Genomic DNA, 17,717 nt, shown 5'->3' on the forward strand with positions numbered 1-17,717 from the left:
GCTGTATAGACCGTAGAACCAAACTAATTTAAATACAAATACTATTCTTTTTTGGTGTTCAGAAATTGAGGTTTGATGGTCAACTGTACCCATGCCCAATTTTGGCTACTTGCCGCAAGGTCTTCTGTAATTCCCTTAAGCTCGTACATACCGTCTGCAGCGAACATTTGAGAATAGCCAATTGCCAGTCCGTAGCCTTTGAATTTTTTAGCGAATACCAAATCAACTTCGGTACCCAATGACTTTTCTCCACTTGGTAATTCTTGCTCTCCACTAAAGTTCAATACCTTTACCAATAAGCTAGACTGCTTTCCTAAGCTGAATTTTGCACTTGCGTGAATATCAAACAGCCCTACGGAATTGGCATGGTTACCTACGTAGAAATAATCCATGAATCCGTTAAACTTATGATTAGTTCCATACAGTGGGAAAAAAGCTTCGGTCTTATCTGTGGTATCGGCCTTGTTACCGCTTATTACTTCTGTACCAATGCCCAATGCTACCTTATCGCTGGCTTTATAACCCAATTCAAGACCCAATAAATATGCACCACCAACTTTTACTTCATTCTGTCTTTCGCCCGTTTGTAAAAATATATTGGCATTTGCGCTAAAGCTTCCTGCCTTATACCCTAAATGTGTACCTATGGTCTGCAAACTACTTATACCATCGGCAGCGCCATCAGTATCAAAATTTTGGAAACCGTTGTTCAATGCCAAAAAGCTACCAGAGAATTTATCCCATTGTTGTTTTGCATATACATATTGCATGGTCTTATAGGTAAAAAAACCAGATGTATTATATGCCGTACCTACAGACTGAAACCCTGTAGGATTATCAAAATCTTGACTAAAAGCAAGACCTATGTCTAACATAAACTTGTCTTTTTTGTACTTTAAAAGTCCGGCATCATGGTTTCTACCTTGCTGTGCCCAATCTAACCCACCAAAAATACGTTGGTCATCATAAGCAATAGATTGTCTACCTAATTTAGTGGTCCAACCTTTTCCTAAATTTATATTGGCCCAAGCTTCAAAAACGGCAAAAGAATCGTTTTGATCGTCTGGCAATATTTGTCTGTTTTCACCCCAAACCAATACATCTTGTATGCTTAGATAAAACTGGTAGGCTTCCGTTGAGTACTTTGCGTTTAATCGTGCTCGGGTAGATATTGCAAAGCCAGCATCTGCCGCATCTGGTATAATATTACCAAAACCATGTCTATATTCGGTTCTTGGTCTAAATTGACCGTCGAGCGTAAATTGTGCCCACATTGCATTACCGGTCAAAAATAACAGAGTGATAATTAGGTATTGTTTTTTCATAATAGTTACTGTTTAAATACTGAGTTAGTTAATGGTTAGTGTTCAAGAAAATCTATCAAATGTTTTCTGTAAGTGTAATAATCATCGCTCTCCAATACAGATTTGCGAGTTCGTGGCCGTTCAAAATCAATAGAGAGAATATCTCCTATTTTTGCCTTCGGCCCACTGGTCATCATAATAACGCGATCGGCTAAAAAGATGGCTTCATCAACATCATGTGTGATCATGACCGCTGTAATTTTTTCTTTGTTCCAAATTTCAATGAGAATATCCTGTAATTCTCCCCTGGTCAAAGAATCTAGCATACCAAAAGGTTCATCTAACAACAATACTTTGGGTTTAATGGCAAATGCCCTTGCGATACCCACACGTTGTTGCATACCCTGTGATAATTCTGATGCCTTTTTATGAAATGCATTTTCAAGTCCTACTTTGTGCAAATAATATTTTGCTATGTCTTGTCGCTGCCCTTTGGTCGCCTGTGGAAAAACCTGATTGACCCCTAGCAATACATTTTGTAAAGCAGTCATCCATGGCATTAAGCTAGGAGATTGAAAAATAACGCCCCTATCTGGACCTGGACCTTTTACCGGGTTGCCCAAAACAGAAATATTACCTCCAGAAATCGGATTAAGACCAGCGATCATTGAAAGCATTGTGGTTTTGCCACAACCTGAGTGACCAATAATGGTTACGAATTCTTCTTTTAAGATCTGTAAATTCAAATCTTCAAGAACCACATAATCCCCCTTTGGCGTAGGGTATACTTTCTTTAATTTAGAAAGGTCTAGCATTATGTTTGAAGGATAAACAATGCCGTTCTCTGAATATACTTCGTTAGATTGTTGTACTGTATTCATTTTTTCCAATTCTTTAGGCCACAAAACTTTTTGGGGTAAGCTCTGGCAATTTATATTCTACATCAGATACCGTTTTTCTCTCATCACCTATATCCATTAGGTATTCTATAATGGCATTTCTGGTTTTCTTATATACAGGATTATCGTTCATGGCCGTTTTATCCCTTGGTCTTTCAATGTCTATTTTAAACTCTGGACCCAAGGTGGCATTCGGACCTGGTTTTAATGGAATTATGCGGTCTGCCATATAAATACCTTCGTCCACATCATTGGTAATCAATAATGCCGTACGCTTGTCTTGGCTCCAAATATTCAAGATCTCGTCTTGCAGGTTACCTCTGGTCAAAGCATCTAAGGCTCCTAAGGGCTCGTCCATAATTATCATCTCAGGATTCATGGCCAAGGCACGGGCAACCGCAACCCTTTGGCGCATTCCGCCAGAAAGCTCTTTTGGTCTTTTATTTATTGCCGGACTCAGACTTACCATTGACACGTAGTCTTTAACCCTTTCCATTAGAACTTTCTTACTTTCTTTTGGAAAAGCTTCTTTTACCGCCATGTAAATATTCTGCCCAACCGTTAACCAAGGTAATAGGGAATAATTTTGAAAAATTACACCACGTTCATGACTGGTATCCGTTACCGGTTTCCCTTTAAAAAGAACCTCGCCACTAGTGGCTTGCAACAAGCCGTTGATCAAGTTTACCAAGGTGGTTTTACCGCTACCGGTAAAGCCTACGATTGCTACAAATTCTCCTTCATCCATAGTAAGGTTAATGTTAGACAGTACTTCTGTACTACCATCGCCCTCACCATAGGTTTTATATATATTATTTAGTTCTAAGTATGCCATGTGCTTCTTTTTATAAATTATGCCATCTCATTTTTGTTGAAAGAAACCATGTTCTGTACCGTCAACATCAATCTATCTAACAAGAAACCAATAATACCTATGACGAACATGGCCACAATGATTTTGGAGTTAGAGTCGTTTGCTCCGTTTTGGAATTCTTCCCAAACAAAAAGTCCTAAACCTTGACTTTGTGCCAGTAGTTCAATAGCGATCAATACCATCCATGCTACCGAAAGGGTAATACGTAATCCTGTAAAAATTAACGGTAGTGATGATGGTAGAATTACCTTGAATACTTTTTGGAACGTACCCAATTTCAAAACTTTGGCAACATTGATATAATCTTTATCAACCGATGATACTCCCATAGCCGTGTTGACCAAAGTTGCCCACATGGCACAAAGCCCAACACTGATAAAAGAGATGACAAAGGCATTGTCTGAGCTATCGCCGATATATAACGTTTTTACGATCATAAATACCAGTAAGTACCAAACTACGGGCGACACAGGTTTAAATACTTGAATAAACCAATTAAACGCACTACGTAAAGACGGACTAAGACCGATCACTATTCCAATAGGCACGGCAATTAACAATGCTAAAAGAAAACCGGCAAAAACCGTTTTTATACTTGTTAGCACAATGTCTATAAACGAAGCTCTACCGGTGTAGACTATTGGGTCTTTACCTTGTGCAATCAATTTTTCATTGGTTGCGGACAATTTTTCTGCAAAAGCGGCCTTATCCGCTTTAATTACTTGGTGATCGGCAACCAAAGATTTTAAAGATGCCCAAACCTGTGAAGGAGAAGGCAAGGTATTGGGCTGGCAGCTACTATCTCCCGATTCTATACATGCACGCTCGGCAGCAGCAGCTTCTTCGCCTCGTTCTTGTAATGCTTTTTCGATTTTATAATTTGCCTCTTTATTGTAAAGGGCTTTTGACCCCATGTGCCATAAACCTATAAACAATAAAATGGATAGAAGTGTTATACCGGCATTCTTCAAAGATTTTAGAATACCATCCTTTTTTACACTTGGTGTAAGTTTTAAAAGCAGCTGTTTTATGCTTGCAGACAAACTTTTTTCATTTTTTAAGACCATTTCTTGCTCCATAATAATTTGTTTAAAGTCAATGAATATGTGTGCTTACTTTTTATCCTTGTTTCCGATAGAAAAACTATTGATGTACCCAATAGGGTCTTTAGCGTCAAAGCTGGTACCATCAATAAAGTCTGATGTAGGTGCTTTATAACCATCGGTTGCAGGTATATCTGCTGCAGGTATTTGTCCTTCAGCTACCAAAAGATCTGCCGCTTTTTTCCAGATGTCCGGTCTGTAGATATCTTTAATGGTACTAGCATACCAATCTGTAGTTTTAGCTTCAGGAATCTGTCCCCATCTACGCATTTGTGTCAAGAACCAAATACCGTCAGAGTAGAATGGATATGTTGCGTTGTACTTGTAGAATACATTGAAATCTGGCATTTCGCGCTTATCACCTTTTTCAAATTCAAAGGTTCCTGTCATTGAATTTGCCAATACCTCTTTTGGTGCGCCCACATATTGTGACATGGACAATATCTCAACCGCTTCTGCTCTATTAGAAGGTTCATCTAACCATTTACCGGCTCTGATCAATGCTTTTGTAACCGCAATGGCCGTATTAGGATTTTGCTCTACAAATTGCTTTGTCATTACAAATACCTTTTCAGGATTGTTTTTCCAGATATCATAATTAGTAGTTACTGGAACACCGATTCCTTTAAAAACCGCTTGTTGGTTCCAAGGTTCACCTACACAGTATCCATAAATAGTACCAGACTCTAATGTTGCCGGCATTTGTGGCGGAGGAGTTACCGATAACAACACCTCTGCATCTATTTGCCCTTGCACGTTATCTGCAGTATACATACCTGGGTGAATTCCTGCTGCCGCTAGCCAATAGCGCAATTCATAATTGTGTGTAGATACTGGGAAAACCATTCCCATTTTAAAAGGCTTCCCTTCATTTTTATAAGATGTAATTACCGGTTTTAAAGCATCTGCCTTAATAGGGTGAATTGGCTTACCATCAGAATCAGCAGGTACATTTGGTTTCATTTTAGACCAAACATCATTAGATACGGTTATTCCGTTACCATTTAAATCCATTGAAAAAGGAGTGACCAATTCTGCTTGTCTGCCAAAACCTGCACCTGCAGCAATTGGCTGACCTGCCAACATATGCGAACCATCTAATTGCCCATCGATTACACGATCTAATACGTTTTTCCAGTTACTCTGTGCCTCTACAGAAACAAAAAGTCCTTCTTCTTCAAAAAAGCCTTTTTCTTTAGCAATCGCCAAAGGAGCCATATCGGTCAGTTTAATAAAACCGAAGGTTAACTGTGGCTTTTCAATATCTAGCATTTTAGTTTTAGAAGCTACCGCCTCTTCAGTAACCGATTCGGTTTTCTTACTTTTTGTATCTCCACAAGCCGTAAAGACCAAGGCTAGGGAAAAGGTTAAAATAGATGAAGTAAAAATGTTTTTCATAATCCTATTATTTATTTTTCTACGTATTTATACTTATTTCTACAAATATATACGTAACAACAATTTTCATTAATGCGATTAGGAATGTTTAAACCTCTTTTTATACCATATTAAAAACCCTTCTAAAACCATATTAAAATCTGCGAAAAAGCAGGTTTTATTATTAAAACGCTGTTAATTAACCTTTTACTTCTGATAAAAGAAATTGTGACAACTACGTAAGTATGTGTGATTAGATAGTACGTACTATTAACTATCCAAGTAGAAATTATGCTCTGAAATTTCTTTTTTAAGAAGTGTGATATCAGAAATGCCAATTCTTTTGCCTTTGGTAATCAACAAACCCTCTTTTTTAAGGATGGAGAACATTCGTATGACCTGCTCTTCGGTAGTTCCCGCATAATCTGCATATTCACGTCTACTTAATAAGAGGGAGAAATAGCCGTTGGTTTGCCCAAACTTGCGGTTAATATATAATAAGGTATCTATGACACGTTCTCTAACCGTCATTTGAGATAAAGACTTTACTCTAATTTCACTGCGATTAAGTTCATTGGCATAAAACAACATAAAGTCATAAGTAAGACTGGGTGTTTCTCTTAATGTTTCTTGAAGTAGTTCTTTTGAGAAGTAACACAATGTGCAATCTACCAAAGCAATGGCACTAATAGGGTAGGTCTCTTCTGTACCAAAACCTCTGTGCCCTATTATTTCACCCGGGGTGGCAAAGCGTACTATTTGTTCTTTACCATGAAGACCGGTTCTTAATACTTTTACTTTGCCACTTAATAGAAAAAATAATCCTGTAACCGAAGCACCCTCCATAATGAACTGCTGTCCCTTTTTACACTTTATTTCTTTTCTCGCTTTTACTAGCTTGCCAATATTAGGAGTGTGGATGTTCTTTTGAATAAGGCAATTTTGATTCGTACATATACCACAGGCACTAGCAAGCAGCTTATCTTGCTGTTCAGTATAGGTCGATATTTGATTTGTGCCTTCTCGCATAGGTTTACGAACTTATATGGAACTTGGTGATAATTTGACCACAGGGGTATCTGCCTTTTGTAATTCTTCTTTCACCTGTTTTTCATCTTCCGCAGAAAATTTAATGGCAAGTGTGGTTAGTGCCGTAACAATAACAAAGCCTCCAATTATTAAATACCCGCTTGATACCGCACCCGACGCTGCAGCAGATTGAGCCGCTTTCATTGCTTCTTCTCCTAAATTAGCATTTGCAGCCAACGCGTTGGTCTCTGCCATTGCCGATTTTGATTTCAGTAAAAGTGCCGCTAAAAATGCGCCAACATTGCCACCCGCACCAACAATGCCCGATATAGAACCAATTGCTTTTTTGTTGATAAATGGCACAACCGAGAAGGTGGCCCCTTCTGCCATTTGAACCGTTAAGCTAAAGGCTATTAAAAATATGATACCCATTGCAAAACTTGTGGCCAATGAAAAGGTAGAAAGCATAACGCCTTCTAGCGCCAATATTACGGTCAAGAAAAGCACCCTGCCTCGTAACCCTTTCAATCTACCGAATCGATCACCGAAAAAGCCGCCCAAGGTACGGGCAAAAATGTTCATGAGCGCAAATGAAAGTACTAGATTACCCGCGGTGGATCTTGTTAATCCAAACGTGTTTTGTAAATAATCGTCCATTGTACCATACACGGTAAGCTCCATTCCAAAAGAAGCTGCGTATACAATGAAAAGGATCCAAACCCTATAATCTTTTAATACACTTAAAAATGATTCTTCATCTTTTTTAAGCTTCGGCATTTTACCTGCTTCTTTCAATTCTTTGAAGTTTCCCTCCGGAGTATCTTGGGTAAAAAAGTAATATACAACACCCATTAACATAGCAATAATACCAGCGATAATCATAGAATATCTCCAAGCAATTTCATCGGCAACATCAAAGCTTACCACTGCTGCAGCAATTAATGGCATACCTAAACGATTGGCACCACCACCTAAATTTCCCCATCCAGCAGAGGTAGCGTTCGCTGTACCTACAATATTTGGGGCGAACATTATTGAAGTATGAAATTGGGTGATAACAAACGATGCTCCTATAAAACCAATAAACAACCTACATATTAAAAACTGTAACGGCGTTTGCACAAAACCAATAAGAATTACAGGAATGGAACCTAATATCAATAAATAGGTATAACATAACCTAGGACCGAACTTGTCGCAAAGTTTGCCTATTAGAAGTCTAGCGAAAACAGTACCTGTAACCGCTAATATGATAGAATTCCATTTTTGATCTGGGGTCAACCCTAAATCCTTTACCACATCTGGCATAAATGGTACAATACCAAACCAAGCAAAGAAACATATGAAAAATGCAATTGAGGTTATCCAAAAAGTACGAATGGGTAAACTTTTTACATTCGTTAATTTTAAGGTAGTAGATTTTTTAGTTTGACTTTCCATTATATAGCAGATTCCGTTATTGAATGAATACAAACCTACTATAATAAATACGTAATAATACGTAGTTTTGAATATAATTTTAATTTACTACGTATTTTTAAAGAATAGAAGAAATAGGTTAACTCCTATTATTTAATTCTGAATTTAATGCAAGAAATATTTAAGATACATCAATATTTGCCATTGATCCGCATACTCTTTTTGGCAATGACCAGAATATAGTTAGTGATATAATGTCATTTAACGGTTAAATGGCATGGTGAAGAATACGCAGTACTTCTTCTTCAAAAAATGATGGATGATCAGCTACCACATCACCAATAATAATAATACCAGGCTGTGTAATATCAACTTCTCCTGAAATAGTGTTCAGCGAATCTAAAGTAGCTACATAACATTTTTCATGCGTAGTAGTTCCGTTTTGAATTACAGCAATAGGTGTCATCAATCCCCTATATTTACTAACTTCTTCAACTATTTCTTTCAACTTTCTAATCCCCATTAATATAACCATAGTGGTAGATGATTTGGCAGCAAACTGTAAATCTTGAGAAAACGAACCATCTCTTTTTGTTGCCGTCATAACCCAAAAACTACTACTTACCCCTCGTTTGGTCATAGGTATACCTTGACTAGATGGTGCTGCTATTGCACTAGTAATGCCAGGCACTACACTTACCGGTATACCAAATGATTCTACATATTCTATCTCCTCGTTCGCTCTACCAAAAACAAAAGGATCGCCTCCTTTTAAGCGTACCACATGGCCGTACTCAAAGGCATATCTTACTATAAGTTCATTGATTTCATCTTGTGTGTGCGAATGTTCTCCACATCTTTTACCTGTAAACACCCTAGGTATATCGGTACGTATTTCAGACAATAGCTCATCACTGATCAATGCATCATATAAAACAATATCGGCTTGGTTCAAAACCTTCATAGCCCTTATTGTTATTAGGTCTTTAGCCCCAGGACCCGCACCTACCAAACTTACTTTTGCTGTTTTTTCCAATTCCATCTTCATAGTATTTAGCATTGTTAATTATGGATTCTTCAACAAGAATACGTAATTATTTTCATAAAATCAGTATTTATATACGTATTTATACGTAATATTGCTAAGTAGCTAAACAATATGGGTATGAAAACAATAATTGTTGTCGGTAACGGAATGGTAGGTTATAAATTCTGTGAGAAATTTGCCGCACGTGAAGAAAGTAAGCATTTTAAACTGATTGTTTTTGGTGAAGAGCCACGCGCTGCCTATGACAGGGTGCACTTAAGCGAATTCTTTGAAAACAGAGACGCCAAAGCATTAGAAATGGCACCTTTGGAATGGTATGCCGATAATGATATAGAATTGATAGTTAATGAAAGGGTTACCGATATCCATAGAAGTAAAAAGACCATTACTACCGCTAGTGAAAAAGAATTTATTTATGATTACTTAGTTTTGGCTACAGGATCGGCACCATTTGTTCCTCCTATTCAAGGTGTAGAAAAAAAGGGTGTCTTTGTCTATAGAACCATTGAAGATCTAGAGGCGATGTTATCATACGCCGAAGAAATAAAAAAATCAAAGCCAGACGGCAAAGCGGCAATACTTGGTGGCGGACTTCTTGGTCTTGAAGCAGGTAAGGCGGTTATGGACATGGGTCTAGAACCACATGTAGTGGAGTTTGCCCCAAAATTGATGCCCCGGCAATTAGATGCTAGAAGTAGCAACGTATTACAACTAACCCTAGAATCTATAGGTATATCGATACATACCGGAAAAGCTACCAACAGTATTATGGGCAATGGCGCAATTACAGGAATGGATTTTGGCGAAGATGACAAATTAGATGTGGATATGTTGGTCATTTCAGCAGGTATACGACCAAGGGATGAACTAGGAAAAACCTGTAATCTAGAAATGGGCGTACGTGGCGGTATTGTGGTAAATGATAAAATGCAAACTTCCGATCCAACCATTTTTGCCATTGGCGAAGTAGCATTGTATAACCAAATGATCTACGGTTTGGTTGCCCCAGGTTATGAAATGGCAGAGGTTGCGGTTAATCAAATTCTTGAACAAAGTGACGTGGTCATGAAGTCTGAAATTGATATGTCTACCAAACTGAAATTGATAGGGGTTGATGTTGCCAGTTTTGGTATTCCCTATATGCCAGCCGAGAAAGGACTTTCCATTATCTATGAAAACAAAACAAAGGGAATCTACAAAAGAATAAATGTTAGCCATGACGGGAAAACCTTATTAGGTGGAATTATGGTTGGTGATGCCGAAGATTATAGCATTCTTCATCAAATGTACCTCAACAATATGCCTTTGCCAGATAATGCCGAAGAACTGATCGTTGGCTCTAGAGGTGAAGGGGGTTCTGCTTTTGGAAGCGCCATGGACCTACCCGATACAGCAGTAATCTGTTCTTGTGAAGCTGTTACCAAGGGTGATGTTTGCTGCTCTGTTTTAGATAATGGCAACGAAACCATAAAAGATGTAGCCAAAGCCACAAAGGCAACTACCGGTTGTGGTGGTTGTAAACCTATGGTGACCGACTTAATAAAGGAAAGTTTAAAAACGTTAGGTAAAACTGTAAAGGAACGTTTATGCGAGCATTTCGATTATTCTCGTCAAGAACTTTTTGATCTCGCAAAACTAAAAGGTATTACTGATTACGACACACTTTTAGATGAAGTGGGTTCTGGTAACGGTTGTGAAGTTTGCAAGCCGGCTGTTGCTGCAATATTTGCCAGTTTATACAATGAAACAGCCAATAGACAAGAAACAATACAAGATAGTAACGACCGCTATTTAGCCAATATTCAACGTAATGGAACTTACTCGGTAGTACCAAGGGTAGCCGGTGGAGAAATTACACCAAAACAATTAATGGCACTTGGTAGAATAGCGCAAAAATATGACCTGTATACCAAAATTACCGGTGGACAACGTATTGACATGTTTGGAGCAAAACTACATGAACTTCCCATGATTTGGGAAGAATTGATTGCGGAAGGTTTTGAAACGGGTCAAGCCTATGGTAAATCTTTACGTACCGTAAAAAGTTGCGTAGGCTCTACCTGGTGCCGCTATGGTATGGATGAAAGTGTAAGCTTTGCCATTGAAATAGAGCACCGTTACAAAGGGATACGTTCTCCTCATAAATTCAAAGGTGGTGTCTCTGGTTGTATTCGCGAATGTGCAGAAGCAAGAGGTAAAGATTTCGGGTTTATTGCAGTTGAAGGTGGATGGAATGTTTATGTAGGCGGCAATGGTGGCGCTACACCTAAACACGCGTTATTACTAGCAGAAAAAGTTGATAAGGAAACAGCAATAAAATATGTAGACCGTTTTATCATGTTCTACATAAAAACCGCACAACCTTTGCAAAGAACTGCCCCATGGTTAGAGAAATTAGAAGGTGGTATTACCTATTTACAAAACGTTGTTATCAACGACTCTTTGGGCATTGTTGATGAATTGGATGCCGAAATGCAAGCCTTGGTAGATTCTTATGTATGCGAATGGAAAGAGGCAGTGGAAACCCCAGAAATTAGAGCGCGTTATACGCACTTTGTTAATTCTGAAGAAACGGATAACAATATTGAATTTGTGTCTTTAAGAGAACAAAAAATGCCTAAAGAGTGGGCGTAACAATTGTCGGTTGACAGTTGTTGTTTGGTAGTTAGCTGATATTCTTAAGTAGAATTTTATTAAACATTAAAAATCGAAATTATGTCTTTACCTGTTTTGAACACATATGAAAGTGTAGCTGCAAATGAAGTTAAGGTTTGGTTCAAAGCTGCACCTATTTCTAAGTTTCCTAAAAACGGTGGTGCTTGCATAAAATACAAGGACAAACAAATTGCTGTATTTAATTTTACAAGAGAAGGTACCTGGTATGCCTGCCAAAATCTTTGTCCGCATAAAATGGAAATGGTACTTTCTAGAGGTATGATAGGGGAAGAAAATATGGAAGCTAAAGTGGCATGCCCGCTTCATAAAAATACATTTTCTTTAAAAACAGGTGAAAACTTAAATGGCTCGTTGGATGCAATTGCCACTTATCCCGTAAAAATAGAGTCGGACTTTGTGTATGTTGGGTTTTCTGAATAGCTTTGAGTAAACTTAAGACTTATGGCGACCACGGATAAATTACTACTTGCATTTAAATATTTTGACGAAGCCAATAAGCAAGATCCCAATACAGAAGTTTTTGAAGGTACCACATACCCTAAAGAAGTACTTTATGGTATACGAATGACGGAAAGGTTAAATGCATTTGACCCCAACGCCTCTGAAGCATTGCGCCTTACTGCCAGATGTCAACATATTTGTAGATGGGAAATACCTAGGGAATCTTACGAGATGAACCGTGAAGGCTACCTAAGATGGCGACAAGAATTAAAAAAATTCCATGCCACTAAAGCGGCTTCTATTTTAGAAGATGTTGGTTACGACAAAGAAACCATTGACAATGTCAAGTTTCTGTTACAAAAAAAACAACTAAAGAAAAACGAAGAAACCCAAACCTTGGAAGATGTCATTTGTTTGGTTTTTTTGGAGTTCTATTTTGAACCTTTTGCCCATAAACACCCTGAAGACAAAACCATTGATATTCTTCAAAAAACGTGGAGAAAAATGTCGCCAAAAGGTCAAAAAGCTGCATTAAAACTGCCGCTTTCCAAATTTTCTTTAGATTTAATTACCAAGGCGCTACACGCCTAGTAGAAATTTACTATTCTTTTTTATGGATAATGACGAGCGTAACATACCATTGGACACCGCTACGTTTATACGTATACGTAAATGGTACTTATTGGCGTTGGCCGCTATTGCGCTTACCGTTATAATTGCTCAGGTTCTTATACAACTACATCTCAAAGCACAATCTGGAGATTCACAACTTATAAATATTGCCGGTAGACAGCGTGCCTTTAGTCAAAAACTAACCAAAGAGACTTTGCTGCTCAAAGAATTGACAAATGCTAAGGACAAAGAATTGGTGCTGTCGGAAATTGTGAAAACACTAGAGATTTGGAAAGAATCTCATAAGGGGCTTCATTTGAGCGATGCTTCTTTTAACCTACCGTATGAAGATGATCCCAAAGTACAATCTTTATTTAAAGAACTAGACCCACACCACTCGGCAATGGTCGATGCCATAGAACATGTGCTATTGACCCATCAACAAGATATCAATGCACCCGTAGACCAAGCAGACCTTAATGCCCTACTAAACAATGAGCGTCAATTTTTGAATATCATGGATCAAATCGTAAACGAATACGATGCGCGTAGTAACGAACAGCTTCAGAAATTAAAACGAAAGGAATACTGGTTACTTGCTTTTTCATTATTGATTCTTCTACTAGAAATTTTTGTTATTTTCAGACCCTTGTCCATCCAAATCAAAAATACTATTGGTCATCTAATTGGTAAAGACGCAGAGTCTAAAAATCAATTGGAGAAAATACAAAGCCTATACGATGAAAAAGAACGCTCACTTAAGGAATTACAAGAGCTTAACTTCGTAATTGATAATGCCGCACTATTTGCAAGCATACGCAAAGACGGAAGCATTGTTTTTATCAGTAAAAAATTTCTTGATCTCTTGGGCCATACCTCTACTCCCGTAAACAAGCCAATTTCAGAAATTTTAACCACCGAAGAAGGTCAACAATCGTATTTAAAAGAGGTTCTAAAAATCAACAGAAAAAATATCATTAGAAATGAAGAACTACAGGTAGTAACCACCAACGGTTCAACCCTTTGGTTAGACATGTCTATTGTACCTATGCATCAATCTTCCTTAGAGCAAGATATTTTAATTCTATGTTCAGATATTACCGAACGCAAAGAAAATCAGCTTAAAGTACAAGAGCTGACCAAGCAGAATTTTGAGGAACGCATGCAGCAGAAAAAATTGCAGGCAAGCCAAATTGTGGAGGGGCAAGAAGAAGAACGTAAGCGTATAGCAAAAGATATTCACGATGGCATTGGGCAAATGCTGACCGCCCTTAAATTTAATATTGAATCAATAGATATTGAGGACAAGGAAAAAACGAGTGAGAAAATCGCCTACTTAAAGTCATTAACGTCAGACTTGATCAAAGGGGTGAGAACGGCCACTTTTAACCTTACACCGCCGGAACTTGGTGATCACGGAATTTTTCCAGCACTACAAAAAATGACCGCCGAGCTATCTAAACTTACCGGAAAATCTGTCTTGTTCAAAAATAAGACCGATGCAAATATTAGATTTGATTCCTTAGCGGAAACCAATATTTATCGTGTAACCCAAGAAGCAGTGAACAATGCTATTAAATACGCTGAATCCAATTATATTTTGGTTACCTTAAATTACTCTTATCCTATTTTAAGTGTGGTCATTGATGATGATGGAAAAGGTTTTGACGATACTTTATTGGCTCAATTACCAAAAAATAACAGTGAGGGTGGTATGGGGCTGTTTTTTATGAAAGAACGTATAGATTATATAAACGGGCGCCTTTTTATAAATTCGGAAATTGGCAGAGGTACACGGGTTACCATCAATTATAAAACAGAAGAAAACAATATTTTACATGGAACGGAATGAGCTTTATCCCATATTTTTAAAAGTATCTAACCTTCATATTTTAATTGTTGGCGGGGGCAATGTAGCTCTTGAGAAACTGACTTTTCTACTGAAGTCAAGCCCCAATGCCCAAGTGGAGATGGTTGCGCCTATGTTTAGGGACGAAACCATAGAACTTGCCAATAAATTCAATATAAAAATGAATGTTGCCGAATATGATGCCTCTTTTCTGAAAGGGAAACATATAGCCATTGCAACAACGGATAACGTGCCCGTAAACGAGCAGGTGTACCATGATTGTAGAGAAAGACAAATTTTGGTAAATGTAGCCGACAACCCACCATACTGCGATTTTTATATGGGAGGCATTGTTACCAAAGGAAATGTAAAGGTGGCAATCTCAACAAACGGAAAGTCGCCAACTACCGCCAAAAGGTTACGCCAGTTTTTTGAGGACGTAATTCCTGAAAATATTGACGACCTCGTTAAAAACCTCAACGAATTCAGAAAAACCATTAAGGGTGATTTTGAAGAAAAAGTAGACACCCTAAATGAATTCACCAAAGGTCTGGTAAATAAAAAAGAGAAGTAAAAACTACCTCTCTAAACTTACATGATCCAGATCGTGGCTACAGCTATAATGTGCATTATCTGCAGCATAGACAGATGCATCTGCAGATTCCCGTGCCTCTTTCATTAGGCGTTGAGCTATTCGCATATAGTACTGCAAATTTCCTAGGTTTCGTGCTTTTGCAGCACTTTTGACATTTTCAAAAGCTTCAGCAGAAAAGTCACGTGTATCTATGGCATGTTTTTCCGCATCGATGGTATAACTAATCGCTTCTGCCAAACCACAACTTTCTGAATCGTATTGTGCCTCAGAAGCTAAAATAACGGCTTCGTCAGCAGCATTTACCGCCTGCCCCATTAATAGCATTACCGTTTTTGTATTTGTTCTTGCTTTGGTAAAAGAGGCATCAAAAGCGGCTATTTCTGCAGAGGTACTTAAAGAATCTGAAAGCTGACTCACTTGTTGCATATAACTCTGTACATCGCTAATTTCACTTTTAAATACTTCACATTGGGCTTGTACATAGGTAGAGGTAATACATAATACAGCCACCTTTATGCAGGTTGTAATCTTGTTCATTCTTGGGGGAATTTTAATTGGTTATGATACTAACTTCTTTATTTTCAAAATCGTATTATTATTAGGCCAACTGCATAAAATAAAGAAATTTCCTACTAAATTTTAATGCTGAGGATAAAACTTATCTAAACATAGAAAAAGAAAAGCACGGTTTTCTATACCTTTAAAAGCTTAAACATTTTCATACCACATGACCTCGGCATCCATCAAAGAAATACTGAACGAATTCAACCTCATCGAAAATTCAACTCAGTGGACTCCTTTAAATAGCGGACTAATAAATGATACTTATTTGGTTCAAGAGGGTGACGGTCGGCAGTATATTCTTCAAAAGATAAATACAAATGTTTTTGAGAATGCCCTTATTTTAATGGATAATATTCAATTTGCACTGCCTATTCTTAGTGCAGCTGATTATGAGCAAATAACTTTTTTAAGCACCAGAACCGGTAAAAACCATCTCATTCAAAACAATGAGTTCTGGCGGATGATGACCTACATACCCAATAGCACCACATACAACACTACAACTAACCCAGCAACCGCATTTGAAGCAGGACGCATAATTGGAAAATTTCATCAACTCTTACAGGATATTGACACAGCTATTTTTAAGGACACCTTACCACAGTTTCATCAACTATATCATAGAAAGCAAGAGTTTCAACAAGCTTTGCAAACTGCAGATACAGAAAAACTTACCACTGCCAAAGCGGCCATAACAAAAGCGCAGCATTTTATAACAGAGTTACATCAATTAAATACTAGTGGCTTACCCATTAGAGTTTGCCACAACGATACAAAGCTTAATAACATTCTCTTCTCAAAAAATTCTGAAAAAGCATTATGCCTTATTGATCTAGATACTATTATGAAAGGATTTTTCTTTTATGATTTTGGCGATGCCATTAGAACGGTTGTCAATACAGCTGCCGAAGATGAACAAAACCACAACCTCATTTCATTCAACAAAACCTTGTTCACTTCTTTCGTGGACGGATTAGCAACGAATGGATCATTTTTATCAATAGCCGAAAAAGAAAGTCTTCCGCTTGGTGCTGTGTTTATGCCATTTATTCATGGGCTTCGTGCATTAACAGACTACCTGAATAATAACAGATATTATAAAGTGACTTATAAAAATCAGAATTTAGATCGTTGCCTTAGCCTCTTTAATTTTGCAGAAAAAGCTTTAGACCATAAAGAGTTTATGCAAACTTATATTCAAGGTAAACTTGCTTAAGTTTGGCATTAATCTTTTTGTTTTCTTCGTTTATCCCACCAAACATAAAGAACAAAAAACAACAAACTTGCCAGTGAACCCCATAACAATCCCATTTTTAAGTCGTCTATACTTTTACCAAAAACGGCAATGAAAATTGTTAAAGGTAATATGCCAATTAGTGTAGCTCCCATAAACCTCCAGTACCCCATATGCAACACTCCGCCCACAAAACTTATGGCATCATTCGACAAAAATGGGTTTAGCCTGGTAACAATTACGGCCCAAAACCCATAGTCATCTAAAAATGATGCTACTTTCTTTTCAGATTTCTTCCCAATAATTTTTTTCACGAATGCATCACCAAAATAACTACCTATAAAATAACCTACCGAAGAAGCTGCAAATACCGATGCAATGATAATGACACTGCCCCAAATAGGACCATAAGCCAGCACAGAAACCACCATCAATAAAACACTGGGAACAACCAATAAGAATAACTGAGCCACCATCGCCAATACCAACACAAAAGGTCCTAACCAACCAAATCCAGAGACCCAATTTTTAATACGCTCTTCATCATCACTCAGTAGCACTGACCAAGCTTCGTCTAAAAAGCTCTGTACGCTGGGCACTACAAAGTAAGACACGACTAAAGCTGCCAAAATACTTATGGAAATATATAAGGGCAGCTTGCTTTTAGAAGTTTTGGTTTCTTTGTTCTGCATA

At 37.8% G+C, this 17,717-nt stretch carries 16 protein-coding genes; 6 read left to right on the forward strand and 10 right to left on the reverse strand.

Annotation, left to right across the window (positions count from 1 at the left end):
• Positions 1–41: 41 nt before the first annotated feature.
• The 8 genes from DCS95_RS14620 to cobA form a co-directional block, all read right to left on the reverse strand.
• Complete coding sequence (locus DCS95_RS14620) at positions 42–1,325, reverse strand: alginate export family protein (protein WP_116771516.1); 1,284 nt, start codon at positions 1,323–1,325, stop codon at positions 42–44.
• A gap of 35 nt (positions 1,326–1,360) precedes the next feature.
• On the reverse strand, positions 1,361–2,185 hold the full coding sequence (locus DCS95_RS14625) for an ABC transporter ATP-binding protein (RefSeq protein WP_116771517.1): 825 nt from the start codon (positions 2,183–2,185) through the stop codon (positions 1,361–1,363).
• 13 nt (positions 2,186–2,198) lie between these two features.
• On the reverse strand, positions 2,199–3,038 hold the full coding sequence (locus DCS95_RS14630) for an ABC transporter ATP-binding protein (protein ID WP_116771518.1): 840 nt from the start codon (positions 3,036–3,038) through the stop codon (positions 2,199–2,201).
• Between the two features lie 17 nt (positions 3,039–3,055).
• A complete protein-coding gene (locus DCS95_RS14635; RefSeq protein WP_116771519.1) occupies positions 3,056–4,156 on the reverse strand; it encodes an ABC transporter permease in 1,101 nt (366 codons plus the stop codon).
• A 33-nt stretch (positions 4,157–4,189) separates the two neighbouring features.
• Positions 4,190–5,578 carry a CmpA/NrtA family ABC transporter substrate-binding protein gene (locus tag DCS95_RS14640; RefSeq protein WP_116771520.1) on the reverse strand — a complete coding sequence of 463 codons (1,389 nt, stop codon included), beginning with the start codon at positions 5,576–5,578 and terminating at the stop codon, positions 4,190–4,192.
• Between the two features lie 249 nt (positions 5,579–5,827).
• Positions 5,828–6,586, reverse strand: a complete 759-nt coding sequence (locus DCS95_RS14645) for a Crp/Fnr family transcriptional regulator (protein ID WP_116771521.1) — start codon at positions 6,584–6,586, stop codon at positions 5,828–5,830.
• 12 nt (positions 6,587–6,598) lie between these two features.
• Positions 6,599–8,026: an MFS transporter gene (locus DCS95_RS14650; protein WP_116771522.1), complete on the reverse strand. Its 1,428-nt coding sequence runs from the start codon at positions 8,024–8,026 to the stop codon at positions 6,599–6,601.
• 247 nt (positions 8,027–8,273) lie between these two features.
• Entirely contained in the window at positions 8,274–9,047 is a 774-nt protein-coding gene (gene cobA, locus DCS95_RS14655) for a uroporphyrinogen-III C-methyltransferase (protein WP_341865196.1), read from the reverse strand.
• Positions 9,048–9,170: 123 nt separating this feature from the next.
• On the opposite strand from cobA, the gene nirB reads away from it, so the two are divergent.
• The 5 genes from nirB to DCS95_RS14680 all read left to right on the forward strand — a co-directional run bounded on the left by nirB (position 9,171) and on the right by DCS95_RS14680 (position 15,205).
• Positions 9,171–11,687, forward strand: a complete 2,517-nt coding sequence (gene nirB / locus DCS95_RS14660; protein ID WP_116771732.1) for a nitrite reductase large subunit NirB — start codon at positions 9,171–9,173, stop codon at positions 11,685–11,687.
• An 81-nt stretch (positions 11,688–11,768) separates the two neighbouring features.
• Entirely contained in the window at positions 11,769–12,149 is a 381-nt protein-coding gene (nirD, locus tag DCS95_RS14665; protein ID WP_116771524.1) for a nitrite reductase small subunit NirD, read from the forward strand.
• 21 nt (positions 12,150–12,170) lie between these two features.
• Complete coding sequence (locus tag DCS95_RS14670; RefSeq protein ID WP_116771525.1) at positions 12,171–12,761, forward strand: DUF4202 domain-containing protein; 591 nt, start codon at positions 12,171–12,173, stop codon at positions 12,759–12,761.
• Between the two features lie 22 nt (positions 12,762–12,783).
• Complete coding sequence (locus DCS95_RS14675; protein ID WP_116771526.1) at positions 12,784–14,634, forward strand: sensor histidine kinase; 1,851 nt, start codon at positions 12,784–12,786, stop codon at positions 14,632–14,634.
• Positions 14,621–15,205: a precorrin-2 dehydrogenase/sirohydrochlorin ferrochelatase family protein gene (locus tag DCS95_RS14680; protein WP_116771527.1), complete on the forward strand. Its 585-nt coding sequence runs from the start codon at positions 14,621–14,623 to the stop codon at positions 15,203–15,205. The genes DCS95_RS14675 and DCS95_RS14680 overlap by 14 nt, the downstream gene beginning before the upstream one ends.
• Before the next feature lie 3 nt (positions 15,206–15,208).
• On the opposite strand, the gene DCS95_RS14685 is transcribed toward DCS95_RS14680, so the two are convergent.
• On the reverse strand, positions 15,209–15,763 hold the full coding sequence (locus DCS95_RS14685; RefSeq protein ID WP_116771528.1) for a hypothetical protein: 555 nt from the start codon (positions 15,761–15,763) through the stop codon (positions 15,209–15,211).
• 190 nt (positions 15,764–15,953) lie between these two features.
• Between DCS95_RS14685 and DCS95_RS14690 the strand changes: the two genes are divergently transcribed.
• Positions 15,954–17,006, forward strand: coding sequence for a phosphotransferase enzyme family protein (locus tag DCS95_RS14690; RefSeq protein WP_116771529.1), 1,053 nt, complete (start codon positions 15,954–15,956; stop codon positions 17,004–17,006).
• 8 nt (positions 17,007–17,014) lie between these two features.
• Here DCS95_RS14690 and DCS95_RS14695 read toward each other — a convergent pair whose 3' ends face one another.
• On the reverse strand, positions 17,015–17,716 hold the full coding sequence (locus DCS95_RS14695; RefSeq protein ID WP_116771530.1) for a TVP38/TMEM64 family protein: 702 nt from the start codon (positions 17,714–17,716) through the stop codon (positions 17,015–17,017).
• Between the last annotated feature and the right edge of the window lies 1 nt (position 17,717).

This window comes from Maribacter litoralis (assembly GCF_003075045.1).
GTDB lineage: Bacteria > Bacteroidota > Bacteroidia > Flavobacteriales > Flavobacteriaceae > Maribacter > Maribacter litoralis.

Excerpts from the sequence above, each read along its gene's own strand:
- DCS95_RS14620 (WP_116771516.1), bottom strand. The coding sequence starts at position 1,325 with ATGAAAAAACAATACCTAATTATCACTCTGTTATTTTTGACCGGTAAT.
- DCS95_RS14625 (WP_116771517.1), bottom strand. The coding sequence starts at position 2,185 with ATGAATACAGTACAACAATCTAACGAAGTATATTCAGAGAACGGCATT.
- DCS95_RS14630 (WP_116771518.1), bottom strand. The coding sequence starts at position 3,038 with ATGGCATACTTAGAACTAAATAATATATATAAAACCTATGGTGAGGGC.
- DCS95_RS14635 (WP_116771519.1), bottom strand. The coding sequence starts at position 4,156 with ATGGAGCAAGAAATGGTCTTAAAAAATGAAAAAAGTTTGTCTGCAAGC.
- DCS95_RS14640 (WP_116771520.1), bottom strand. The coding sequence starts at position 5,578 with ATGAAAAACATTTTTACTTCATCTATTTTAACCTTTTCCCTAGCCTTG.
- DCS95_RS14645 (WP_116771521.1), bottom strand. The coding sequence starts at position 6,586 with ATGCGAGAAGGCACAAATCAAATATCGACCTATACTGAACAGCAAGAT.
- DCS95_RS14650 (WP_116771522.1), bottom strand. The coding sequence starts at position 8,026 with ATGGAAAGTCAAACTAAAAAATCTACTACCTTAAAATTAACGAATGTA.
- cobA (WP_341865196.1), bottom strand. The coding sequence starts at position 9,047 with ATGGAATTGGAAAAAACAGCAAAAGTAAGTTTGGTAGGTGCGGGTCCT.
- nirB (WP_116771732.1), top strand. The coding sequence starts at position 9,171 with ATGAAAACAATAATTGTTGTCGGTAACGGAATGGTAGGTTATAAATTC.
- nirD (WP_116771524.1), top strand. The coding sequence starts at position 11,769 with ATGTCTTTACCTGTTTTGAACACATATGAAAGTGTAGCTGCAAATGAA.
- DCS95_RS14670 (WP_116771525.1), top strand. The coding sequence starts at position 12,171 with ATGGCGACCACGGATAAATTACTACTTGCATTTAAATATTTTGACGAA.
- DCS95_RS14675 (WP_116771526.1), top strand. The coding sequence starts at position 12,784 with ATGGATAATGACGAGCGTAACATACCATTGGACACCGCTACGTTTATA.
- DCS95_RS14680 (WP_116771527.1), top strand. The coding sequence starts at position 14,621 with ATGGAACGGAATGAGCTTTATCCCATATTTTTAAAAGTATCTAACCTT.
- DCS95_RS14685 (WP_116771528.1), bottom strand. The coding sequence starts at position 15,763 with ATGAACAAGATTACAACCTGCATAAAGGTGGCTGTATTATGTATTACC.
- DCS95_RS14690 (WP_116771529.1), top strand. The coding sequence starts at position 15,954 with ATGACCTCGGCATCCATCAAAGAAATACTGAACGAATTCAACCTCATC.
- DCS95_RS14695 (WP_116771530.1), bottom strand. The coding sequence starts at position 17,716 with ATGCAGAACAAAGAAACCAAAACTTCTAAAAGCAAGCTGCCCTTATAT.